This window comes from Peribacillus sp. NPDC094092, assembly GCF_050279365.1.
Classification (GTDB): Bacteria; Bacillota; Bacilli; order Bacillales; family DSM-1321; genus Peribacillus.
In genome coordinates this window covers 22251-42335 of the sequence record NZ_JBNNUC010000004.1, presented here as the reverse complement: position 1 = coordinate 42335, position 20085 = coordinate 22251, and the positions used below count along the sequence as shown (strand labels likewise).

The following is a 20085-nucleotide window of genomic DNA, read 5'->3' as shown; positions in this document are numbered from 1 at the left end:
AAATTTACTAGATTTAGGCAAAATAATCGGGTTAACAAGTTTGTCATCGTGTATTATTTACAAACTTTTAATAAGCTTTAATAATCTGGATCGGTCCTTTTATGACAAAATCCTTAGTTTATTCTCGACTTTGGACCCATACCATCATTTTCCACCTTATGCATGTTGCAAAAGTGGTCATAACATCCATTTTTTTCGTATTAACTGTGACTTTTGGCTTGTTTTTCATACGAAGTTATAAAATCACACGTAATTAACGGAACATTTAAAAAGGTCTGTTAATTTTGAGGGTAGAGTTTGCTATAAGGAATATAGCATCCCACAAAAAAATTTTGGAGGTAATGTTAATGATACCTAGCAATAGCGGTTTAAACAGACGTGATTTCTTAAAAGTTGGTGGAATGAGCACTTTAGCATTAACACTTGGTTCAACTGGCGTATTTTCTCTTGCGGGAGCTACAAAAGGATTTGCAGTGGAATCTAGCAATCCAACAAGCGGTTTTGGTGGATATGGCCCGTTAGTGAAGGATCCGAATGGTGTTCTTGATTTGCCAACGGGATTTCATTACAAAATGCTTTCACAAACTGGTGATGTTATGCCTAATGGTGACCTTGTCCCATCTGCTCACGATGGAATGGCTGCCTATAAGGGGGAGAAGAGTACAACCATTCTTGTAAGAAACCATGAAAATGGGACAAATTCAGATTTCCCTGTAAACGGAAAAAAACCTTGGAGCGCTGGTGCAGCGGGCGGCACAACCACATTAATCGTTGGACAAAATAATAAAGTCATTGATCAGTATGTATCAAGTTCAGGTACGATCCGTAACTGTGCGGGTGGATCTACGACGTGGGGTACCTGGTTAACAATGGAAGAAACTCGTGATATGGGACATGGCTTTGTATTTGAAGTAAATCCGCTTGATCCTGAAAACGAAATGTCAAGAACACCAATCCGTGATATGGGTTATTTTTCACATGAGGCAGGGCATGTTGACCCTTCAACAGGAATTTGGTATTTAACGGAAGACGCAAGTCCAAGCTTCTTGTACCGTTTTACACCACATGACCGTAGTCAAAAACTAGGTTCTCTGCAAAAGGGCGGTACACTTGAAGCAGCAGCGATTGATGAATTACCAGCTGCAGCTGCAAGTCAATTTAGTACTAGGCAAAAATTCGGTATTGTTTGGAAAAAATTAAATCCTGAAATCGCACAGCAAGACGCTAAGGAAAAAGGCTGTATTCAGTTTAGCCGCTTAGAAGGGGCTTATTTTTCTGAAGGTACTTTATGGTTTGATGATACAAGTGCAGGTTCAGCACGCCTAGGCCGTGTTTATCGCTACACGCCAGCAACAAACACCTTAGAACTATTCTATGAGTCTACGGATAAAAATGATTTAGAAGCACCAGATAACATTACAATCACTCCTTGGGGAGATTTATGGATTGCGGAAGATGGTGGCGGTAATGATCGTATTGTCGGATTAACTCCTAAAGGAAATATATATACTTTCGCTGAAAATATGATGAATGGTTCTGAATTTGCTGGCCCTACATTTTCTCCAGATGGAAACACTTTCTTTGTAAATATGCAAACACCAGGTATCACCTTTGCGATTTGGGGACCATTTGCACGCAGAAATTCAACCCGTAGACGAGCTATGAACCAGGCTCTGCCACCAGCAAGTCTTGCTCCCATTGTTTCGGATAAACTTACGGCTTTTGCAAATGAACAAGGCATGTCTGTATTAGAAGCAGCAGCTTTAGAGCGGCATGGTATGCCAATTTTATAAGTAATCATCGCATTTTTTTGAGTACAAAACAAACCATCATGCTTTAGGGGGTGAGAAGATTGTTATCTAGTATCGGCATTCCTGGCTTAATTCTCATTCTAGTCATTGCGTTAATCATTTTTGGTCCTTCTAAATTACCGGAAATCGGAAGTGCTTTCGGGAAAACTTTAAATGAATTTAAAAAGGCAACAAATGATTTAATCAGCAATGACAAAGAAGAAAAAACTAAACTTGTCGCTCTTGAAAAAACAGAAAAGACTCGAAACTAAATAACATGTTTAACAATTAATAGAGTAATTGCTTGGAGGAAATAGGATGAATAAAAGGGGAAGGAATTTATTGACGGGATGCTTTTCGTTGGCGATGGCTGCTGCTTTTGTCGGACAGCCCGTAATAGCAAGTGCGGAGGAAAAGCTCAAGGAGGGAGAGAAGTTTGAACTCACCATTCTCCAGACGAATGACTTTCATGGTCATTTGGATGACCTCGTCACGCTGGATGATGGAACCATTCATCACAATTCAATTGCGAAGTATGCCACCATCATTGAAAATGTGCGCAATGAAGAGGAGAAGCTACTTCTTGTCGATGGCGGGGACGTCTTTCTGCGCGGCGAGTTTCAGGCAGGACAAGGAGAGTTGGAGACGTCTCTTTTGAAAGCTTTGGACTATGATGCAATGGTTCTCGGAAACAACGACTTCCGCGTTTACCCTTCCGGTGAGGGCACAGAGGACAGCCGGTATGAACAGTTAAAGAATTACCACCGCAACGTGAATTTCCCCATCCTTACTGGTAATGTCATTGACAGGAAAACAGGAAAGTACATCCAGAATGTCAAGCCTTGGAAGAGTTTTACTTTCAATGGCGTAAAAATCGGCATGATCGGCCTTACCTCGATGAAGCCGGAAATTCGCGGTTGGAATGATGTTGCTGACCTCGATTTCATCGAACCGGTTGAAGCATTGAATGAGTTGCTTCCTGAAGTGAGTGAAAAGTCGGACATTAACATTGTTCTTTCGCATGCCGGAAACACTGAAGAACACAAGTTGGCTCAGGTTCCAGGAGTTTCAGCGGTAATCGGCGCAGATACACACAAAGTCATTGAAACACCCGAATACGAATTCAACGGAGAGGTGATGGTGCCAATTACTCAAGCTGGCGGAGAACAGGAACATTATTTGGGCCGTCTGGATTTGTCTTTTGAAGTTGTTGACGGCAAAATGACCCTAGTCAAATCCGATGGATCCCTATACGACGTCACAAATGTCCCAGCCGATTCGGAGATACAAGCGATTATAGACAAATATCGTTCAGAGTTGAAAGCGCAATAATCCAAATGAAGTCTTCTTAATGGTTTGAGGTATGGATAAAGCGAGATTTTCGCTTTGTCCTTTCTTTATTAATTATGCAGCAAGAATGCAAGGGGTTGTGCAGGAGTCAGTGAAAACTAACGACTGCCGGTCTTTTTATTTTGCGAATTTCCGCTCTTTCCACTGAGAACGTCGAACTTAGTGTCGATTTTGTCTGTGTTGTAAATTCGGCTCCCTTTTTGTGTAATAAGGATGGTGAGGTGAGGAAGTAAACGTTTGTTCCATAAAAAACCAATTATATTTTGCCCGTTACTGGTCATCATAAATAAAGAAGAAGGGGCTAGTGATTTACGTATGATTCATATCATCTAGTAAATGAGGTGTTAGTTAAAGACGTTTAACTTAACTACTGGAAGCTTCATTAAAAAATCGTTCGAGCAAGGAGATGGTTCGCTTGCACGTAAAAGCAAAAAACTCATTCAATAATTGTCAATTATGCTTTGAAAGTTGATAAAACTTTTAAGATATAGGAGATGGTTGCTTTGGATGATAAACTCTAGTCAGATACCAGTATTTACTCTAATGTAGATGAGGTGTTTATCGCAGAGAATTCATGCTGATTCGAAATGAAGCAAACCCCTTTTTCAGACAGGGTGCAACATTCAGTTGCATCCTGTTTTTATGTGTGTTCTTTTTTTGTAATCATTAGCGTGAGCCATTTTATTTATAAGCTCTTTACATACCTGTTACGTTACAAAATAAATCAATAAGGAAAAGCATTAAGGTAACAAGTTGGTAAAAATATAATACACTATATCCGGAGAAGACATAAATCAAACAAAAAGGATGGGATCCTGATGGTTGATGAAAATAAACAAAAAAACAAACGGGAACAAATGAAAAGGAAAGTCATGGATAATCTAAAGAGGGAAGCTGTCAAAAATATCATAGCAAGAACGGGAGACCTAGCAAGATTAGATGCTAAAGTCAATAATACTTACACAGTTTACATCAAGGACGGAAGGGTGATAAAGCAACCTACAAATGGGAAGTGTGTTGTCATTAATGGAAAAATCCAAGCTTAAAATTTGTGAAGGAATAGAGAATAAACATTGTAGAGGGCATAGCCGATGGACCAAAGTGATTGGTGCAGGGCCATAACAAACTTCATAACATCGTAAAGTAATTCTCAGATTCCTTACTTTTACGAGTTCTAATTTGATTAGATTTGGTACATTTGAAGTGTACGACCGAGCAGGTCGAACTAGAAACCCACATACAGGGGAAGAATAATTTGCCACTTCCAAAGTTCACTGCTTTTATACCGGATAAGGAAAAGAGGCAGTTAAATGAAAAAGTGGTATCGTAAAAAATACTCTTGGATGAGATATTCTCCAGAGTATTTTTTCTTTATGTAAAGTTTAGGTTATTTACTTTCGCACCTGTTTTTACATAGTTAAGTGCTATAGGAAATTTGTTAATTAAATACAAATTATATTCCAAAAATAACCTCGATAGAATATATATAGTAAACCCCTATTCAAAGCAGTTAAGTAATAAACAATCAAGATTTAAAATGGTAAAAAATAGATTTATAAAGGGAATTCAATACTTTTGTTGAACAAGAATATTGTGGGCCCTTTTAACAGTTTGGATATTTGCGATTGTAATCGTTTACAACAGAGGATTTAACTTGATCATGTTAGAAGATTATACGTACAAAATCGTTAGAGAATGGAGGTTAACCCATGGTTAGCACGATGGCAATCAATAAGGATGATTCTCGTTCCTTCCTAACGGAAGAACACTTATTATTTAAACAATCAATTCGTGATTTTCTCGCCAAGGAGGCTGTACCCTTTTATGAACAATGGGAAAAGGAGGGGGAGATACCTTGTTCATTTTGGGAAAAAATTGGAGATAATGGATTTTTATGTCCATGGCTTGATGTGGAGTTCGGTGGAATAGGAGCAGATTTTGGATATTCAGTTGTTCTGGCAGAGGAATTGGAAATGGTTGGATCAGCGTTAGGAGGAATATCCATTCATTCTGATGTTGTAGCCCCTTATCTTGCCTCATTCGGAACAATAGATCAGAAACAAAGATATTTACCAAAGTTCATAACAGGTGAATTGATCTCAGCTTTTGCATGGACAGAGCCGGGAATGGGTTCGGAAATAGCGAATATTCAAACCACAGCGATTAAGAAAGATGGGTATTATATTGTCAATGGAGCCAAAACATTTGTCACAAATGGCTTTAAAGCCGACTTCATGATATTGGCATGCAAAACTGATCTTAATGCTGTTCCTTCCCAGGGCGGAATCAGTTTGCTGATCATTGATAAAGATACGCCAGGATTTTCACGAGGAAGAAAGCTTGGTAAAACAGGACAGGGATGCTTAGACACAGCCGAACTATTTTTCGATGATGCTTCTGTTCCTGTTGGCAACCTCCTTGGGGAGGAAGGGAAGGGCCTCTCATATATCATGCAAAAAATGCAGCAGGAAAGACTAATTTGTGCGATCGGGTCTTTAATGGCAGCGAAAGAAATGCTTCACTTAACGATGAATTTTATAAGCGGGCGGAAAGCATTTGAAAAGAAAATAAGTAAGTTTAAAAATGCACAGTTTACCATTGCTGAAATAGCGACAGATATTCATCTGGGAAGAACATTTGTTGATGGTTTGATCTGTAAACATATGACTGGGGAGGATATCATAGCTGAAGTATCGATGGCAAAATATTGGATAACGGAAATGTCCAAGCGAATATCTGATAAGTGCATGCAATTACATGATGGCTATGGAAATGTAGGGGACGCTAAAATTGCCCAGCGTTACCGGGATATTCCTTTGACAACTTTCTTTACAGGCACAAATGAAGCTGTAAAAACCCTTATTTCTAAAAATATTGGGTTTTAATTCATCTTTAATTTTATAAATCTTTTAACTACCTCAATTAACTTGGGGTAGTTTTTTTTACCATTTATTCTATATAATTCCATTGAACTAGTTTTTTAAAAATAAAAGGTTTATACAGTTATCTATATGGGTAGAAAAGACTGTGCAAATGGAAAATTAATATATTTGTAAAATTTGTAATTTTACGAGAATGTTGGAGGTGCTTGTTATGTTAAAAATCGAAAATGTATCGAAAATCTATAAGGGAGGAAAGAAAGCTGTAAATAATATATCATTGGATATTAAAAAAGGGGAGTTCATTTGCTTTATTGGTCCGAGTGGATGCGGTAAGACAACGACAATGAAAATGATTAACCGCCTTATCGAACCGTCGGAAGGGAAGATACTTATTAATGGTGAAAATATCTTGGATGAAGATCCAGTCGAATTAAGAAGACAGATAGGTTACGTCATCCAGCAAATCGGCCTTTTCCCTCACATGACGATTCTTGAAAATATAACCCTTGTTCCAAAACTTCTAAAATGGGATGAACAGAAGAAAAAGGAGCGCGCACTGGAATTGCTACAGCTTGTCGATATGGGACCTGAATACTTGGAAAGGTATCCCTACGAATTGAGCGGCGGGCAGCAACAAAGGATAGGCGTTCTCAGAGCACTAGCTTCCAATCCTCCACTCATACTAATGGATGAACCTTTTGGCGCACTAGATCCAATCACCCGCGATGCCCTTCAGGAGGAATTCAAAAATCTACAGCGAACACTTGATAAAACAATCGTTTTTGTTACCCATGATATGGATGAAGCCATTAAACTAGCCGACAGGATCGTCATATTAAGAGCTGGTGAAATCGTCCAAGTGGGAACGCCGGATGATATCCTCAGAAACCCTGCCAATGAGTTTGTGGAAGAATTCATCGGCAAAGATCGCCTTCTTCAAACTAGACCAAATGTTGAATTGGTTGAACAAATCATGAGTCGAAATCCAATATCCATTACAGAAGAAAAATCCCTTACAGACGCCATATCGATCATGCGCGAGAAAAGGGTTGATTCTTTACTTGTAGTCGATGAGCAAAATGTGTTGAAAGGGTTCGTGGATGTTGAAACGATCAGTGAATATCGCAAAAAGGCTAAATTTATCAGTGAAGTCATAAATCCTGAAGTCTATTCAGTGAAACAGGATACTTTAATCCAAGATTCCGTTCAGAAGATTTTAAAACGTGGATTCAAATACGTGCCCGTAGTTGACCAAAATAAACATTTGGTCGGAATTGTAACTAGAGCTACATTGGTGGATATCGTATATGACAGCATCTGGGGAGAGGAAGAAAATCAAATGACAGAAATGGCAGAAATGTTTTAGGAGGTGAATGTGTTGGAAACTTTGCTCGATTTTCTACAAATGAACTGGCAAGAATTGGTTTACAAGGCGTGGGAGCATTTATATATTTCCTTGATTGCTGTTTTCCTTGGAATAATAGTTGCCGTACCACTAGGAATCATGTTGACGCGAATGAAAAGGAGCGCTTCGTTAATAATCGGAATAGCAAACATTATGCAAACATTGCCGAGTTTAGCGGTCCTGGCCTTTTTCATTCCTTTCCTCGGAGTTGGGAAAACACCCGCAATCATTGCGTTATTTTTCTATTCCGTTTTACCCATTCTTAGAAATACATACACGGGCATTAAAGGCGTAAATGAAAATCTTCTGGAATCCGGACGTGGCATCGGGATGACAAGCTGGGAGAGAATTCGTCTGGTTGAATTCCCGCTTGCACTTTCCGTCATCATGGCTGGCATCCGTACGGCTTCCGTCTATTTAATTGGATGGGCCACCCTAGCCTCCTTTATTGGAGGCGGGGGGCTTGGAGATTACATTTTTATCGGTTTGAATTTATACCAAACAGAATATATCATCGCAGGTGCAGTTCCGGTAATCATCATGGCTATCCTGGTGGATTATGTATTCTCGATCATTGAACGAAAAGTCGTACCAAAAGGATTGAAAGGTATGAAGGAAGTTGCTTGAGGAGGATTACCATGTATAAAAAAATGAGACGTACCATTTTCATGACCCTTTTAGTTTGTTCATTAGTGATCACCGGCTGCTCCCTGCCTGGTTTAGGGTCATCTTCTGAAACTACTGTAAAGATCGGTGCCCAAAGCATGACCGAATCCGAAATCTTGGCGAACATGATCGCTCAACTCCTTGAAAGGAATACGGAAGTTGATACGAAAATCATTAAAAATCTAGGTTCCAATTTCGTTCAGCAAAAGGCGATGGAGACAGGTGACATAGACATAGCTGCAACTCGATATACAGGGACTGATTTAACGAGTGTGCTGGGTCAGGAAATTGAAAAGGATCCAGAAAAGGCGATGGAAATCGTTCAAAGGGAGTTCAAAGAACAATATGGGTTCAAATTTTTTGATTCTTACGGATTCGATAACACTTATGCCTTTACGATTTCAAATGAATTGGCAGAGAAAAAGGGATATCAGAAAATATCGGATTTAAAAAAGGATGCAGATAATTTAAGGTTAGGTGTAGACAGTGCTTGGCTGAAAAGAAAAGGGGATGGTTATAAAGGGTTCGTCGATACATATGGATTGGAATTTGGGGAAACTTATCCGATGCAGATTGGCTTGGTATACGATGCAGTCAAAAGTGGTCAGATGGATATTGTCCTTGCATATTCCTCAGATGGACGGATTAAGGTTAATGATTTGAAGCTTTTGGAAGATGATAAACAATATTTCCCTCCATATGACTGTTCACCAGTCGTTACCGAAGAATTATTGGAACGATTTCCTGAAATTGAAGGTGAGCTTAACAAGTTAATTGGTGAAATCACTACAGAAACCATGCAGGAACTGAACTATGAAGTTGATGGGAACTTGAAGGAACCATCGGTCGTAGCATCGGAATTCCTTAAAGCACATAAATACTTTGAATAAATGGGAGGTGCACACTAATGGAAACCTTGCAACAGCTGGGAACGTATTATTCCCAAAATTGGATGTATGTACTTACTGAATTTTATCGACACTTTTTGATGTCCGCCTATGGAGTTATATTTGCGGCAATTGTAGCTATCCCGTTAGGCATATTCATCGCGAAACATAAGAAATTGAGCAATTGGGTATTTTCGATAACGAATGTCATACAAACTACACCAGCATTGGCTATGCTCGCTCTCCTGATGCTAGTAATGGGGTTAGGAACAAATACGGTAATCTTATCATTGTTTTTATATTCCTTACTGCCAATCCTCCGAAATACTTATGTAGGTATTACAAGTATCGAACAAGCTTATTTAGAATCTGGCAAGGTAATGGGGATGACGAAGCTCCAGTTACTAAGAATGGTCGAACTGCCATTATCTCTGGCAGTCATCATGGCTGGCTTACGTACAGCCCTTGTCGTCGCAATTGGAGTAACCGCGGTCGGAACATTCGTAGGTGCAGGCGGACTGGGGGATATCATTGTCAGGGGAACGAATGCTTCAAATGGAACAGCAATCATACTCGCAGGAGCAATCCCGACAGCATTGATGGCGATTCTCTCAGATCTTATACTCGGATGGCTGGAACGAATTCTCTCACCGATAAAAAAGAAAAAAATTCATACTGCCTAAACCAAAAGAGCCATTGCATGTTAATGCAATGGCTTTTCCATGGCCAGAAATGACAATACTGATTATAAGTCAGAAGCTTAGACTGGCTGACTTAGTTTTTTATTTCGGAAAAAGGGTAACTATAAGGGTAGTCGTAAAAAAATATAAGGGGAATCAATCATGAAACTTACACCGGAGCAGCGCATTGAACTTCATGGCTTTAATAATCTTACCAAATCTTTAAGCTTTAATATGTATGATATTTGTTACACAAAAACCAGGGAAGAAAGAGAGGCATACCTGGATTATATTGATGAACAATATAATGCAGAGCGGCTTTCGAAGATCTTGCACAATGTTTCTGATTTAATAGGGGCACATGTTTTAAATACGGCCAAACAGGATTATGTCCCTCAAGGCGCAAGTGTAACCATTCTTGTTTCGGAAGGTCCTGTCGTAGAAGTACCTACAGGAACTTATGAAGAATCACCAGGGCCTTTGCCTGATAATGTGGTCATGCAACTGGATAAAAGCCATATTACCGTACATACATACCCTGAATTCCATCCAAATGAAGGCATTAGCACATTCAGGGCCGATATCGATGTCTCTACTTGTGGGGAAATATCACCTCTCAAAGCCCTTAATTATCTCATTCATTCCTTCGATACCGACATTATCACGATCGATTACCGAGTAAGAGGCTTTACGAGAGATAAAGATGGGCGGAAATTGTTCATTGATCACGATATTAATTCCATTCAAAACTATATTCCTGATGAAGTAAAGGGTTTATATGACATGATTGATGTGAATGTATACCAGGAAAATATATTCCATACAAAATGTAAGCTGAAAAGATTCGATATTAATAATTACCTATTCGGCTATACAGAGGAAAAGCTGAATACAGAAGAAAGGGAAGAAATTATAGAAAGGCTTCGAACGGAGATGGATGAAATTTTTTACGGTGCCAATGTACCGCATCCAATAGAAAAAAACAAGCATGCCGATTAAGGGATGCTTGTTTTGATTGAAAAGTTAATTTAAATGGAGAACCTGGACTAATACATACCCCAGACAAGTCAATAATATAGAGCCGATCAGTCCAGCAATAAAAGGTTTACCGCCATATTTCCTAAAGGTTACGAGGTCAATATTCAATCCTAGTCCTGCCATGGACATAGCCATGAGGATATAGGAAAGCATAACAATTTTATCGGCTATGGGTTCAGGAACTGCACCTGTAGAATAGAGGGAACTCATTAACAAAAATCCAAAAATAAACCAAGGTATTTGAATGGACTTCCAGGAAATTTTCTTTCCGTCATCTCTTGATCGTTCTTTCCAATTCATGATGAAACCGATTAAAATGGCAACGGGAATGAGCAGCGCCACCCTAGTCAATTTGACTACGACTGCCAAGTCGACTGCCTCACTTCCCCCTGGCGCTGATGCGGCGATCACATGAGCGATTTCATGGAGTGTCGCACCCGAAAATATACCATAGCCATGATCGGATAACTCTAATAATGGATATAGGATAGTATAACCGAAAGTGAAGGTTGTGCCTAAAACGGCAACAGTCGCTACGGCTATTGCTGTATCTTTTTCTTTTGCTTTTATTTGGGAGGAAATTGCCAGGATGGCAGCAGCCCCACAAATTCCCGTTCCGCAAGCTGTCAATATGCCTAGCTTTTTCTCAACTTTAAAAAGACGGGTCAGTCCATAAACTACTAATATAGCAAATACAAGACATATGGCACCCACTGCAAATGTTTTCGGACCGGCATTAAATATATCCTTTAGGTTCAGGCGCATTCCCAATAAAATAATGCCCATTCTCAAAAGGACTTTACTTGAATAATTTGTCCCTGCAACAGTGTAGGCTGGGACGCCAATGATCGCTTTCCAAACAACTCCAATCAATATTGCAATGACTAACTGTCCCATTATATGAAGGAATGGAAGCTCTGCTAAGTATTTTGCAACAATGGCTATGAGCAAAGTCAATGCTATTCCTTTTGTAAATCCAAGTTTTTTAGTTTCGACGTTTGTTTGTTCCAGTGTGATCACTCCATCTATGTTGATGCTTTAACTTTAAAGCTTCATTAAAAATAAGTGAAATATATATTTGCTATTTCAATGATTACTTCTACTTATGATAAAATGGATTACAAAGAATAAGGGAGGTAACCATGGATCCGTTAAAAGTATTTGTCACCGTAATCGAACAGAAAAACTTTTCAAGGGCTGGGGACATTCTGAACTTGTCGCAGCCAGGAGTCAGTCTTCACATAAGAAATCTTGAAAATGAATTGGGAACGAAATTAATTTATCGTTCTCCCAAACAAGTGCAAATAACAGAGCCGGGAAAAATTTTATATAGACATGCAAAGCAAATGCTTGATCACTATGAGACTGCAAAGAGAGAAATAAATGAATTTAATAACGTGGTTAGCGGAACGATGAAAATAGGTGCAAGCTTCACGATAGGTGAATACTACCTTCCAAAAGTTTTAGCGGAGTTTGCGGCTCAATATCCGATGGTGGACATACAAATCATCATCTCGAATTCTAATGAAGTCATACAAGGAATACGCTCGAATAAGATTGATATAGGATTGATTGAAGGTGAAACGGATTATAAAGATATTGATGTCAGACCATTCATGAATGACGAGATGATTGTCGTCGTCCCCCCGGTTCATCCACTTTCACAGATGGATTTCATCGAGAGTACATTACTCCAAAACCAAACTTGGGTGCTTAGGGAGCAAGGATCGGGAACCCGTACATATTCCGATAAACTTCTGAGCAACCTGGAGTTGCATATAAAGAAGTCGTTTATTTTCACCAGTATCCAAGGAGTGAAAGAAGCGGTGATGGCGGGGCTTGGCATTGCCCTGTTATCACGACTGACTGTCCAAAAAGAACTGAAGTCCAATGAATTGAAAACCTTTCATTTGAAAAATGAATCCATTATAAGACCTTTTTCAATCGTGAAAAAGTTAGACCTCGAAGCATCAAAAGCCATGGAGTTGTTTTTGAGGAAGGTCGAAGAATTTGCGATAAAGGGCCGTCCTAAATAAATCACCTAAACTTTTGCTCATCCTTTCATTTTCTATGTAGAGGTTGGGCATTTTTAACGACGAAAAATTTTTAATTTTAATGAAAACGTCGAAAGTATTTTGGAATATGTCAATGATTATGCAAATTTTACGTATTTTCATATTATTTAAAACATATAAATTAAATAGGCAGTGTTCAGGAAGATCTAAGTCCTTAGACTTTTCCTGATATTAATAATCTCAAAAGGAGAAACCACATTGGCTATAGAGGAGCAGAAAGATAAGCGAATTTCTGTTTTCGACAGGATTATAGGATTCATGCCAAAATTTTATGTGATTGGGACAATATTAATTTTTATTTATACCCTTGTCGCAATGGCTCATTTAGGTATCCAAACTTTGAAAAAGCCAGAAGAAGCCGTTGGTCCTGCCATAAATCCCCCTATATCTCAGGGCTTTGAACATACATTGATATCGTTAATCATTGAACCGATCGTAACGTCTGATTTTTATCAAATCATCTTTAACACGTTATTTCTTTACCTTGTTTGGATATTGCTTTTCCTATTAGCACCGATTGCTTTTTACCGTTTAAAACACTTTAAATTTTTTAATATCGAAATTGAAATTGAAAAACAAGATGCAGCCGTTTACGAAGTATTCAGCATGAGCAGTTCAAAAATGAAATTTGCTGCGTATTTAACGTCCGAGGAATATCAATTGGAGATATCAGAGGAAATTGCCAACAGCAAGGACTTTAAAACACCCTTAATTTATACATTGGACTGTGCCGTAGATTTTTATTCCGATCAATTAGGACTTTCATTTACCTACGATATCTATACCCTGAACCATTTCAAAAAAGCAAAGCTGCCTAAATCCATCAAAGCCATGCTTGATAAATCCATTCAAACCGGCGATCCATGCATTACGAATAAAAGCAATAGTGATAGTGAATATTACAAGAACTTTCTTATCCATTATTTCGAAAACATGGACGGGAAATTTGTCACTGTTTTAAATAGTTACGAGACTGAATTCGATACATTCGATAAATCATTGCTTAAGATCCTGCATAATGTCATATACGATTACTATTTACAATATCACTATATTTACGATGCGAGTGAGAAGCTGGAGAAGAATGAAACGATTTCCCTTAATAATTAAAAAAACCACCCTACAAGTGGTTATTTTTTTTGGAAAGGTGATTATTTATTATATTTTGGACAATTTCATTATTCCCAATGAGCTCGGATGAGTTCTTTACGTGTTGTTCCCGAAAATTCATGTTTTTTATTTTCTTGGACTTTTTCCCATTTTTAAAGTTATTGAAGGCATTTAAAAAGGCTATCTGAATCACTCCCCTTATAGATTAGTATATTCATATGATGGATAAAATTTCATGAAAAACTACAATTTACAGAAAAATATTTTGCGGTTTTAAGTGATGAAAAGTACCTAAACAAAGCAATCAAAGACGTTCTAGAAGAAATGATTTTAATTTAGAACGAGGGATTTATAAGCTCAAAATATTGATTACTACGGCTTTTTTATAAAAAATAAAGAAATTTTCCCCAAAATATTGTATAGTTAGAATACTGGAGTTCGAACAAACATTCGTTTCTAGGGAACAGAGATTACTTCTTAGTGGAACAGGAGAGAGACAGTGAACGGTACAGCACACATGGCATTAGGGGCAACAGTTGGATTCTTGACGGCAAACACACTTCAAACAGATCCAACCACCACTTTATTCTTGGTTGGCATTGGGGGAGTTTCAGGCCTTATGCCCGATATGGATATTGATGGGAAGTTAAGTAATAGGATTACTTTTTCACATAAGTTAATTCGAACGATTGCACAAACAATTGGGATACTCATGATCATTTATAGTCTTTTGGAAGGCTCTGAAACTGAAAAATGGATCGGTGTAGGGGCAGGAATCGGAATCATCATCATTTCATCTTTCATCAGACAAAGGCATATGCTGACCTTGACTGGATTAGCGGTTTTAGGCGGTGGCTTATCTTTACAGGAGAACTGGCTGTGGCTGTTAGGAGTTTATATTATCCTAGCATCCTTTACACCACATAGAAGTTATACACATTCGATTGCAGGCACCGCTTTCTTTGGCATCATAGCCTATCAATTCGAAGCCTTTATGGGGACTGACGGAATTTTCACTACTTGTTTATTAGGATACATAAGTCATTTAATTGCAGATTTGAAATGTTTACCTTTTAATAAGCGTGGGGTAAAGTTATTTCTTCCATTTTTATCCAAAGAATTTTGACAGTGGATTTCTTACCGCTGTTTTTTCTATGAGGTAAAAGTAACTTTAAATAGTGATTGGAAGCCAAAGTATATAGATGCAAATCGTATATATAGAAGGAAATCAACTTTATTATAAAGAACAAATAGACTTAATGATGTCTTTGCCTGCGTTTTTTTCTTTAAAAACGTTCAAATCGCTTTAAGAAATCCGCTCCCTTTACACCGACTGTCTGCCAAGCCTCATCAAAGCATGGGGATATTGGCTAGCCAGATATACGGCAGAACTAGATCAGGATGAGACCAATCCTGGACCTTGTTGTCAAAAAAGAGACTTTAATAAAGTCTCTTTTTTATTTAAGTGGATGATGCATATGGACAAGGAAAACGGGAATTGATGTCTTGTTAATAAAAAATTAGGTTATGGTTAACTTGAAGTGGGTAATCAATAATATCTGAATGTACTAAGAGGCATACATAGAAACTTTTTATTTGACTGGAAATGGATAGTTTAATATGCTTAGCAAACCAAATCGAAGGAATTTCATTTTTTATTGCAAAAAAAATTCCCAGACAAAATTATTGAAAGTCAAAGAAGGTCAATGTATAATAAGGTCAGAAAGTCAAAGAAGGTCAAAGATTTATTGTGTATTCATTTTTTAAAAGGAGGAGTACTACATGCTTTGTGAAAAATGCCATGTAAACCAAGCTAATATTCAAGTTCACCTAAATATGAATGGTCAGGAGCATGATGTGAAACTGTGCTCCACTTGTTATAAAGAAGAGCGAAACAAACTTGGAGCAGCAATGGGCGGAATGGATACAGGGAAATTCCAATATAATGGATTTCCAAATTCATTCAATCCATTTAATTATAATGATATACCAAAACCGGATTCAGCTGAACAGGGCGAGGACGGAGGATTGCTTGAGGAGTATGGCCGCAATTTGACTGATGCTGCGAAAGCAGGACTTATCGATCCGGTTATCGGAAGAAATGAAGAAATCAAACGCGTCATTGAGGTTCTAAATAGACGCAATAAAAATAATCCCGTTTTAATCGGTGAACCTGGTGTCGGTAAAACAGCCATTGCTGAAGGTCTAGCTTTAGCGATTGTTGAAGGTTCAGTGCCTGTTAAATTACGTAATAAGCTTGTATATATGCTTGATGTAGCGTCCCTCGTTTCAAATACTGGAATTAGAGGGCAATTCGAAGAACGAATGAAGCAATTGATCAGCGAACTGCAGGAAAGAAAAAATGTCATTTTGTTCATCGATGAAATTCATCAGCTTGTGGGTGCTGGTTCAGCCGAAGGATCAATGGATGCAGGAAATATCTTGAAGCCTGCACTTGCACGCGGTGAACTTCAGCTTGTCGGAGCGACCACTTTATCTGAATATAGGAAAATTGAAAAAGACGGTGCCCTTGAAAGACGCTTCCAGCCTGTTCACGTTAATGAGCCGACAACTGCTGAGGCATTGGTCATCTTACATGGTTTAAAAGATAGTTATGAATCATATCATGGTGTAACATATAGTGAGGAAGCCCTAAAAGCGGCTGTCGAACTCTCGAACCGCTACATTCAAGACCGATTCCTGCCTGATAAGGCAATAGACTTAATGGATGAAGCTGGTTCCAAATTGAACTTGACCATCGAAAACGGCCAGGTAGAAAACATGAAAGAGCGTCTGGCGCAAATTTATAAAGAAAAAGAAATGGCGTTAAAAGAAGAAGCATATGAAAAAGCTGCCCTTCTTCGTGATGAAGAAGAAAAACTGGAAAAGTCCTTGCAGGCTGGAGAAGACACAATTAAGCCAACCGTTACCGTTGAAGATATTCAAAATATCATCGAACAAAAGACTGGTATACCTGTAGGGAAACTCCAAGAAGATGAGCAAGAAAGAATGGTTCATCTCCAAGAGGAGCTGATGAAAAAAGTAATCGGGCAGGAAGAGGCTGTCAAAAAGGTTGCCAAGGCCGTTCGAAGAAGTCGTGCCGGATTAAAATCCAAAAATCGTCCTACCGGTTCTTTCCTTTTCGTTGGTCCGACCGGAGTAGGTAAAACCGAATTGGCGAAAACTCTAGCAGAGGAATTGTTCGGGGACAAAGAAGCGATGATCCGTCTTGACATGAGTGAATTCATGGAAAAACACAGTGTTTCTAAATTAATCGGTTCTCCTCCTGGATATGTAGGGCATGAGGAAGCAGGACAATTGACGGAAAAAGTTCGCCGCAAACCTTACAGTATCATCTTATTGGATGAAATCGAAAAGGCACATCCGGATGTATTGCATATGTTCCTGCAAATCATGGAAGATGGCCGCTTGACTGATAGTCAAGGGCGGACCGTTACTTTTAAAGATACCGTCATCATCATGACGAGTAATGCTGGAGTCGGAGAGAAACAAAAGGTAATGGGATTCGGTATAAGTTCTGCTGTGGAAGAGGCTTCAATCCTACAATCTTTAGGCAGTTTCTTCAAACCGGAATTCTTGAACCGATTCGATAGCATCATTGAATTCTCGGCATTGAAGAAGGAAGACCTTCTGCAAATCGTTGATATTATGATTCACGAGCTAGACGAAACACTTGCTGTAAATGGTTTATCTTTGGATGTAACGAATGAAGCGAAACAAAGGCTAATCGAACTGGGATATCATCCAGCTTTCGGGGCGAGGCCGCTCCGCCGTGTTCTTCAAGAACAGCTCGAAGACGGCATCACTGACTTTATCTTTGAGCAGCCTGAAGTTAAGAACTTAGCTGCAATTGTTGAGGACACCTCTGTGAAAATTATTAAAACACCATAAAGAGTACTAGAAATGCCTCCAAGACCGTAAAACTGTTATGGAGGCATTTTTTTATTTTTTGGTTCACTTTTCATAAAATGATAAGCAAGGTTCGGCTAATTATCCTATAGCTTTCAGTAATAAACATAGATTTCTGAATTTTCGACATACTTTGCCATTCGAATGTTTTGATGTGAAATGCCTGTGGAATCATAACATAAGGGAAGATACACTCATGATTATAAAATTAATAATTCCTGTTCTAAAATGGGAATTTCAATGGAGGAATGACCTATTAAAGATTCACTTTCTTACTTTGAAGAGGAAAATAAAAATAACCGAAAACCTATGGATAATGAAGCGGAAAATCAGTTGGAATCCCTGCCAATTGCAAATATTAATCCGGTAAACCCGTCGGAGTTGGATGAACTATATTTCTATGAAGGCAAAGATTTAGGGAATTCCTATCTTAAAGATAAAACGGCATTCCGAGTATGGGCACCACTTGCATCTGAAGCTAAATTAGTTACTTACAAACATTGGGATGATCCAGATGGAATGGAAATTCAGATGGTTCGTTCAAAAATGGGAACCTGGACCATTGAGCTGAACGGAGATCAGGATGGTTTGATTTATACATATAAAGTGAGAGTGGGAGAATCCTGGAGTGAAGCCGTTGATCCCTATGTTCGTGCAGTTACTGTTAATGGCAATAAAGGAGTGGTGATAGATTTAACTGATACGAACCCTGAAAGGTGGACTCAGGATAAACCATCTCTCGAAAAAGCTGAGGACATAGTCATCTATGAATTGCATACACGGGATTTGTCGATTCATCCTGAAAGCGGAATCCATCATAAAGGTAAATTCCTTGGAGTGATAGAAGCCGGCACCAAAGGTCCAGAGGGGGTGAAAACGGGTCTTGATCATATTAAAGAGCTAGGTGTTACCCATGTCCAATTTATTCCTATATTCGATTTTGCTACAGTCAATGAAATGAAATTGAATGAACCACAATATAACTGGGGATATGACCCACAGAATTATAACGCTCCCGAGGGCTCTTATTCGACTGATCCGTATCAACCAAAATTGAGGATCCGGGAGTTAAAGGAAATGATTCAAGGTTTACACGATCATGGTTTACGCGTAATCATGGATGTTGTATATAATCACGTTTATACAGTGGAGGATTCAAACTTCCATAAACTCGTTCCCACTTACTTTTTTCGCTATAACGCCGACGGCACCTTATCTAATGGAACTGGTGTAGGAAATGATACCGCGTCTGAACGTAAAATGATGCGAAAATTCATCGTTGAGTCCGTAACCTATTGGGCAAAGGAATTTAACCTTGATGGTTTTCGTTTTGATTTAATGGGGATTCATGATGTGGAAACGATGAATGAAGTCAAAAAGGCACTTGCAGAAATTGATCCGACCATCATTGTTTTGGGAGAAGGCTGGGATATGGACACCCCCCTTCCCCAAGAACTGAAAGCAAATCAAAAGAATGCTTTTAAAATGCCTGGGATCGCTCATTTTAACGATGCGATCCGTGATGGTTTAAAAGGGTTTGTAATGAATGAACATGATAAAGGATTCGTGAATGGCAAACCTGGAATGGAAGATATTATAAAAAAAGGAATCGCTGGTGGTTTGAAATATGACGAAAATATAGCAACATATCAAAGACCGGATCAAGTGATCAATTATGTTGAAGCGCATGATAATTATACCTTATGGGATAAGCTTCTCATCACTAATCCAGATGCGACAGAACATGAACGAAAACAGATGCATAAATTAGCTTCGGCCGTTGTCTTACTATCACAGGGCATTCCAATGATACATGCTGGACAAGAGTTCATGCGCACTAAAGATGGGGACGAAAATAGCTATCAATCATCCGATTGGATTAACCGGTTGGATTGGAAAAGGAGAGCAGAGTTAGATCGGGAAGTGGAGTATATGAAAGGACTAATTTCGCTCAGGAAAAATCATTCTGTTTTTAGGTTAAGCACACCCGAGGAAATTGAGGAGCATTTACAATTCATTGATGCTCCGCCAAATGCGGTTGCATTTACTTTAAAACATAAGGAATACAAAATGTCAGTGATTCATAATGCAAATTGGGACGCGATAACCATTTCTCTTCCCCATGAAGGTGATTGGTCCGTTTTGGTGGATGGTCAGCGGGCGGGCCTGGAAGAAATAGAAAGAGTTAAAGGGAGTCAGATAACCGTTGCCCCTTTAAGTTCGTTTGTACTAAAAACAAACTCTAACCAATGAAAATAAAGTCGAAGTGAGT

Annotated in this window: 15 protein-coding genes and 1 pseudogene; 15 read left to right on the top strand and 1 reads right to left on the bottom strand. The window is 38.7% G+C overall.

The features are described from left to right. Positions 1–347 precede the first annotated feature (347 nt). From ACQKNS_RS18685 to speD, 10 genes are all read left to right on the top strand, one after another. The gene (locus ACQKNS_RS18685; protein ID WP_427644784.1) at positions 348–1793 is read left to right on the top strand and encodes an alkaline phosphatase PhoX; all 1446 of its coding nucleotides are present in this window, start codon (positions 348–350) and stop codon (positions 1791–1793) included. A gap of 59 nt (positions 1794–1852) precedes the next feature. After that, positions 1853–2062 (top strand): twin-arginine translocase TatA/TatE family subunit, encoded by a 210-nt coding sequence (gene tatA / locus ACQKNS_RS18680; RefSeq protein WP_427644783.1) that lies wholly within the window; start codon positions 1853–1855, stop codon positions 2060–2062. A 46-nt stretch (positions 2063–2108) separates the two neighbouring features. Beyond that, complete coding sequence (locus tag ACQKNS_RS18675) at positions 2109–3122, top strand: bifunctional metallophosphatase/5'-nucleotidase (RefSeq protein WP_427644782.1); 1014 nt, start codon at positions 2109–2111, stop codon at positions 3120–3122. An 836-nt stretch (positions 3123–3958) separates the two neighbouring features. Further along, the gene (locus ACQKNS_RS18670) at positions 3959–4186 is read left to right on the top strand and encodes a hypothetical protein (RefSeq protein WP_427644781.1); all 228 of its coding nucleotides are present in this window, start codon (positions 3959–3961) and stop codon (positions 4184–4186) included. A 663-nt stretch (positions 4187–4849) separates the two neighbouring features. Next, positions 4850–6025, top strand: coding sequence for an acyl-CoA dehydrogenase family protein (locus tag ACQKNS_RS18665; RefSeq protein WP_427644780.1), 1176 nt, complete (start codon positions 4850–4852; stop codon positions 6023–6025). Between the two features lie 208 nt (positions 6026–6233). Further along, complete coding sequence (locus tag ACQKNS_RS18660) at positions 6234–7388, top strand: betaine/proline/choline family ABC transporter ATP-binding protein (protein WP_427644779.1); 1155 nt, start codon at positions 6234–6236, stop codon at positions 7386–7388. A gap of 39 nt (positions 7389–7427) precedes the next feature. Beyond that, complete coding sequence (locus ACQKNS_RS18655; RefSeq protein WP_427645136.1) at positions 7428–8054, top strand: ABC transporter permease; 627 nt, start codon at positions 7428–7430, stop codon at positions 8052–8054. An 11-nt stretch (positions 8055–8065) separates the two neighbouring features. Then, positions 8066–8983, top strand: coding sequence for an osmoprotectant ABC transporter substrate-binding protein (locus tag ACQKNS_RS18650; RefSeq protein WP_427644778.1), 918 nt, complete (start codon positions 8066–8068; stop codon positions 8981–8983). A 17-nt stretch (positions 8984–9000) separates the two neighbouring features. Continuing rightward, positions 9001–9663: an ABC transporter permease gene (locus tag ACQKNS_RS18645; protein ID WP_427644777.1), complete on the top strand. Its 663-nt coding sequence runs from the start codon at positions 9001–9003 to the stop codon at positions 9661–9663. Positions 9664–9822: 159 nt separating this feature from the next. Next, positions 9823–10659, top strand: coding sequence for an adenosylmethionine decarboxylase (gene speD, locus ACQKNS_RS18640; RefSeq protein ID WP_427644776.1), 837 nt, complete (start codon positions 9823–9825; stop codon positions 10657–10659). A 24-nt stretch (positions 10660–10683) separates the two neighbouring features. Here speD and ACQKNS_RS18635 read toward each other — a convergent pair whose 3' ends face one another. Next, positions 10684–11709: a YeiH family protein gene (locus ACQKNS_RS18635; RefSeq protein ID WP_427645135.1), complete on the bottom strand. Its 1026-nt coding sequence runs from the start codon at positions 11707–11709 to the stop codon at positions 10684–10686. 131 nt (positions 11710–11840) lie between these two features. Here ACQKNS_RS18635 and ACQKNS_RS18630 point away from each other — a divergent pair, with 131 nt between their 5' ends. The 5 genes and pseudogenes from ACQKNS_RS18630 to pulA all read left to right on the top strand — a co-directional run. Beyond that, positions 11841–12734, top strand: coding sequence for a selenium metabolism-associated LysR family transcriptional regulator (locus ACQKNS_RS18630; RefSeq protein WP_427644775.1), 894 nt, complete (start codon positions 11841–11843; stop codon positions 12732–12734). Positions 12735–12971: 237 nt separating this feature from the next. Beyond that, a complete protein-coding gene (locus ACQKNS_RS18625) occupies positions 12972–13883 on the top strand; it encodes a hypothetical protein (RefSeq protein ID WP_427644774.1) in 912 nt (303 codons plus the stop codon). Positions 13884–14382: 499 nt separating this feature from the next. Next, complete coding sequence (locus ACQKNS_RS18620) at positions 14383–15009, top strand: metal-dependent hydrolase (protein ID WP_427644773.1); 627 nt, start codon at positions 14383–14385, stop codon at positions 15007–15009. A gap of 656 nt (positions 15010–15665) precedes the next feature. After that, the gene (locus tag ACQKNS_RS18615; RefSeq protein WP_427644772.1) at positions 15666–17795 is read left to right on the top strand and encodes an ATP-dependent Clp protease ATP-binding subunit; all 2130 of its coding nucleotides are present in this window, start codon (positions 15666–15668) and stop codon (positions 17793–17795) included. 384 nt (positions 17796–18179) lie between these two features. Further along, a pseudogene (pulA, locus tag ACQKNS_RS18610) lies at positions 18180–20066 on the top strand (type I pullulanase); the annotation flags it as partial. Positions 20067–20085: the final 19 nt, after the last annotated feature.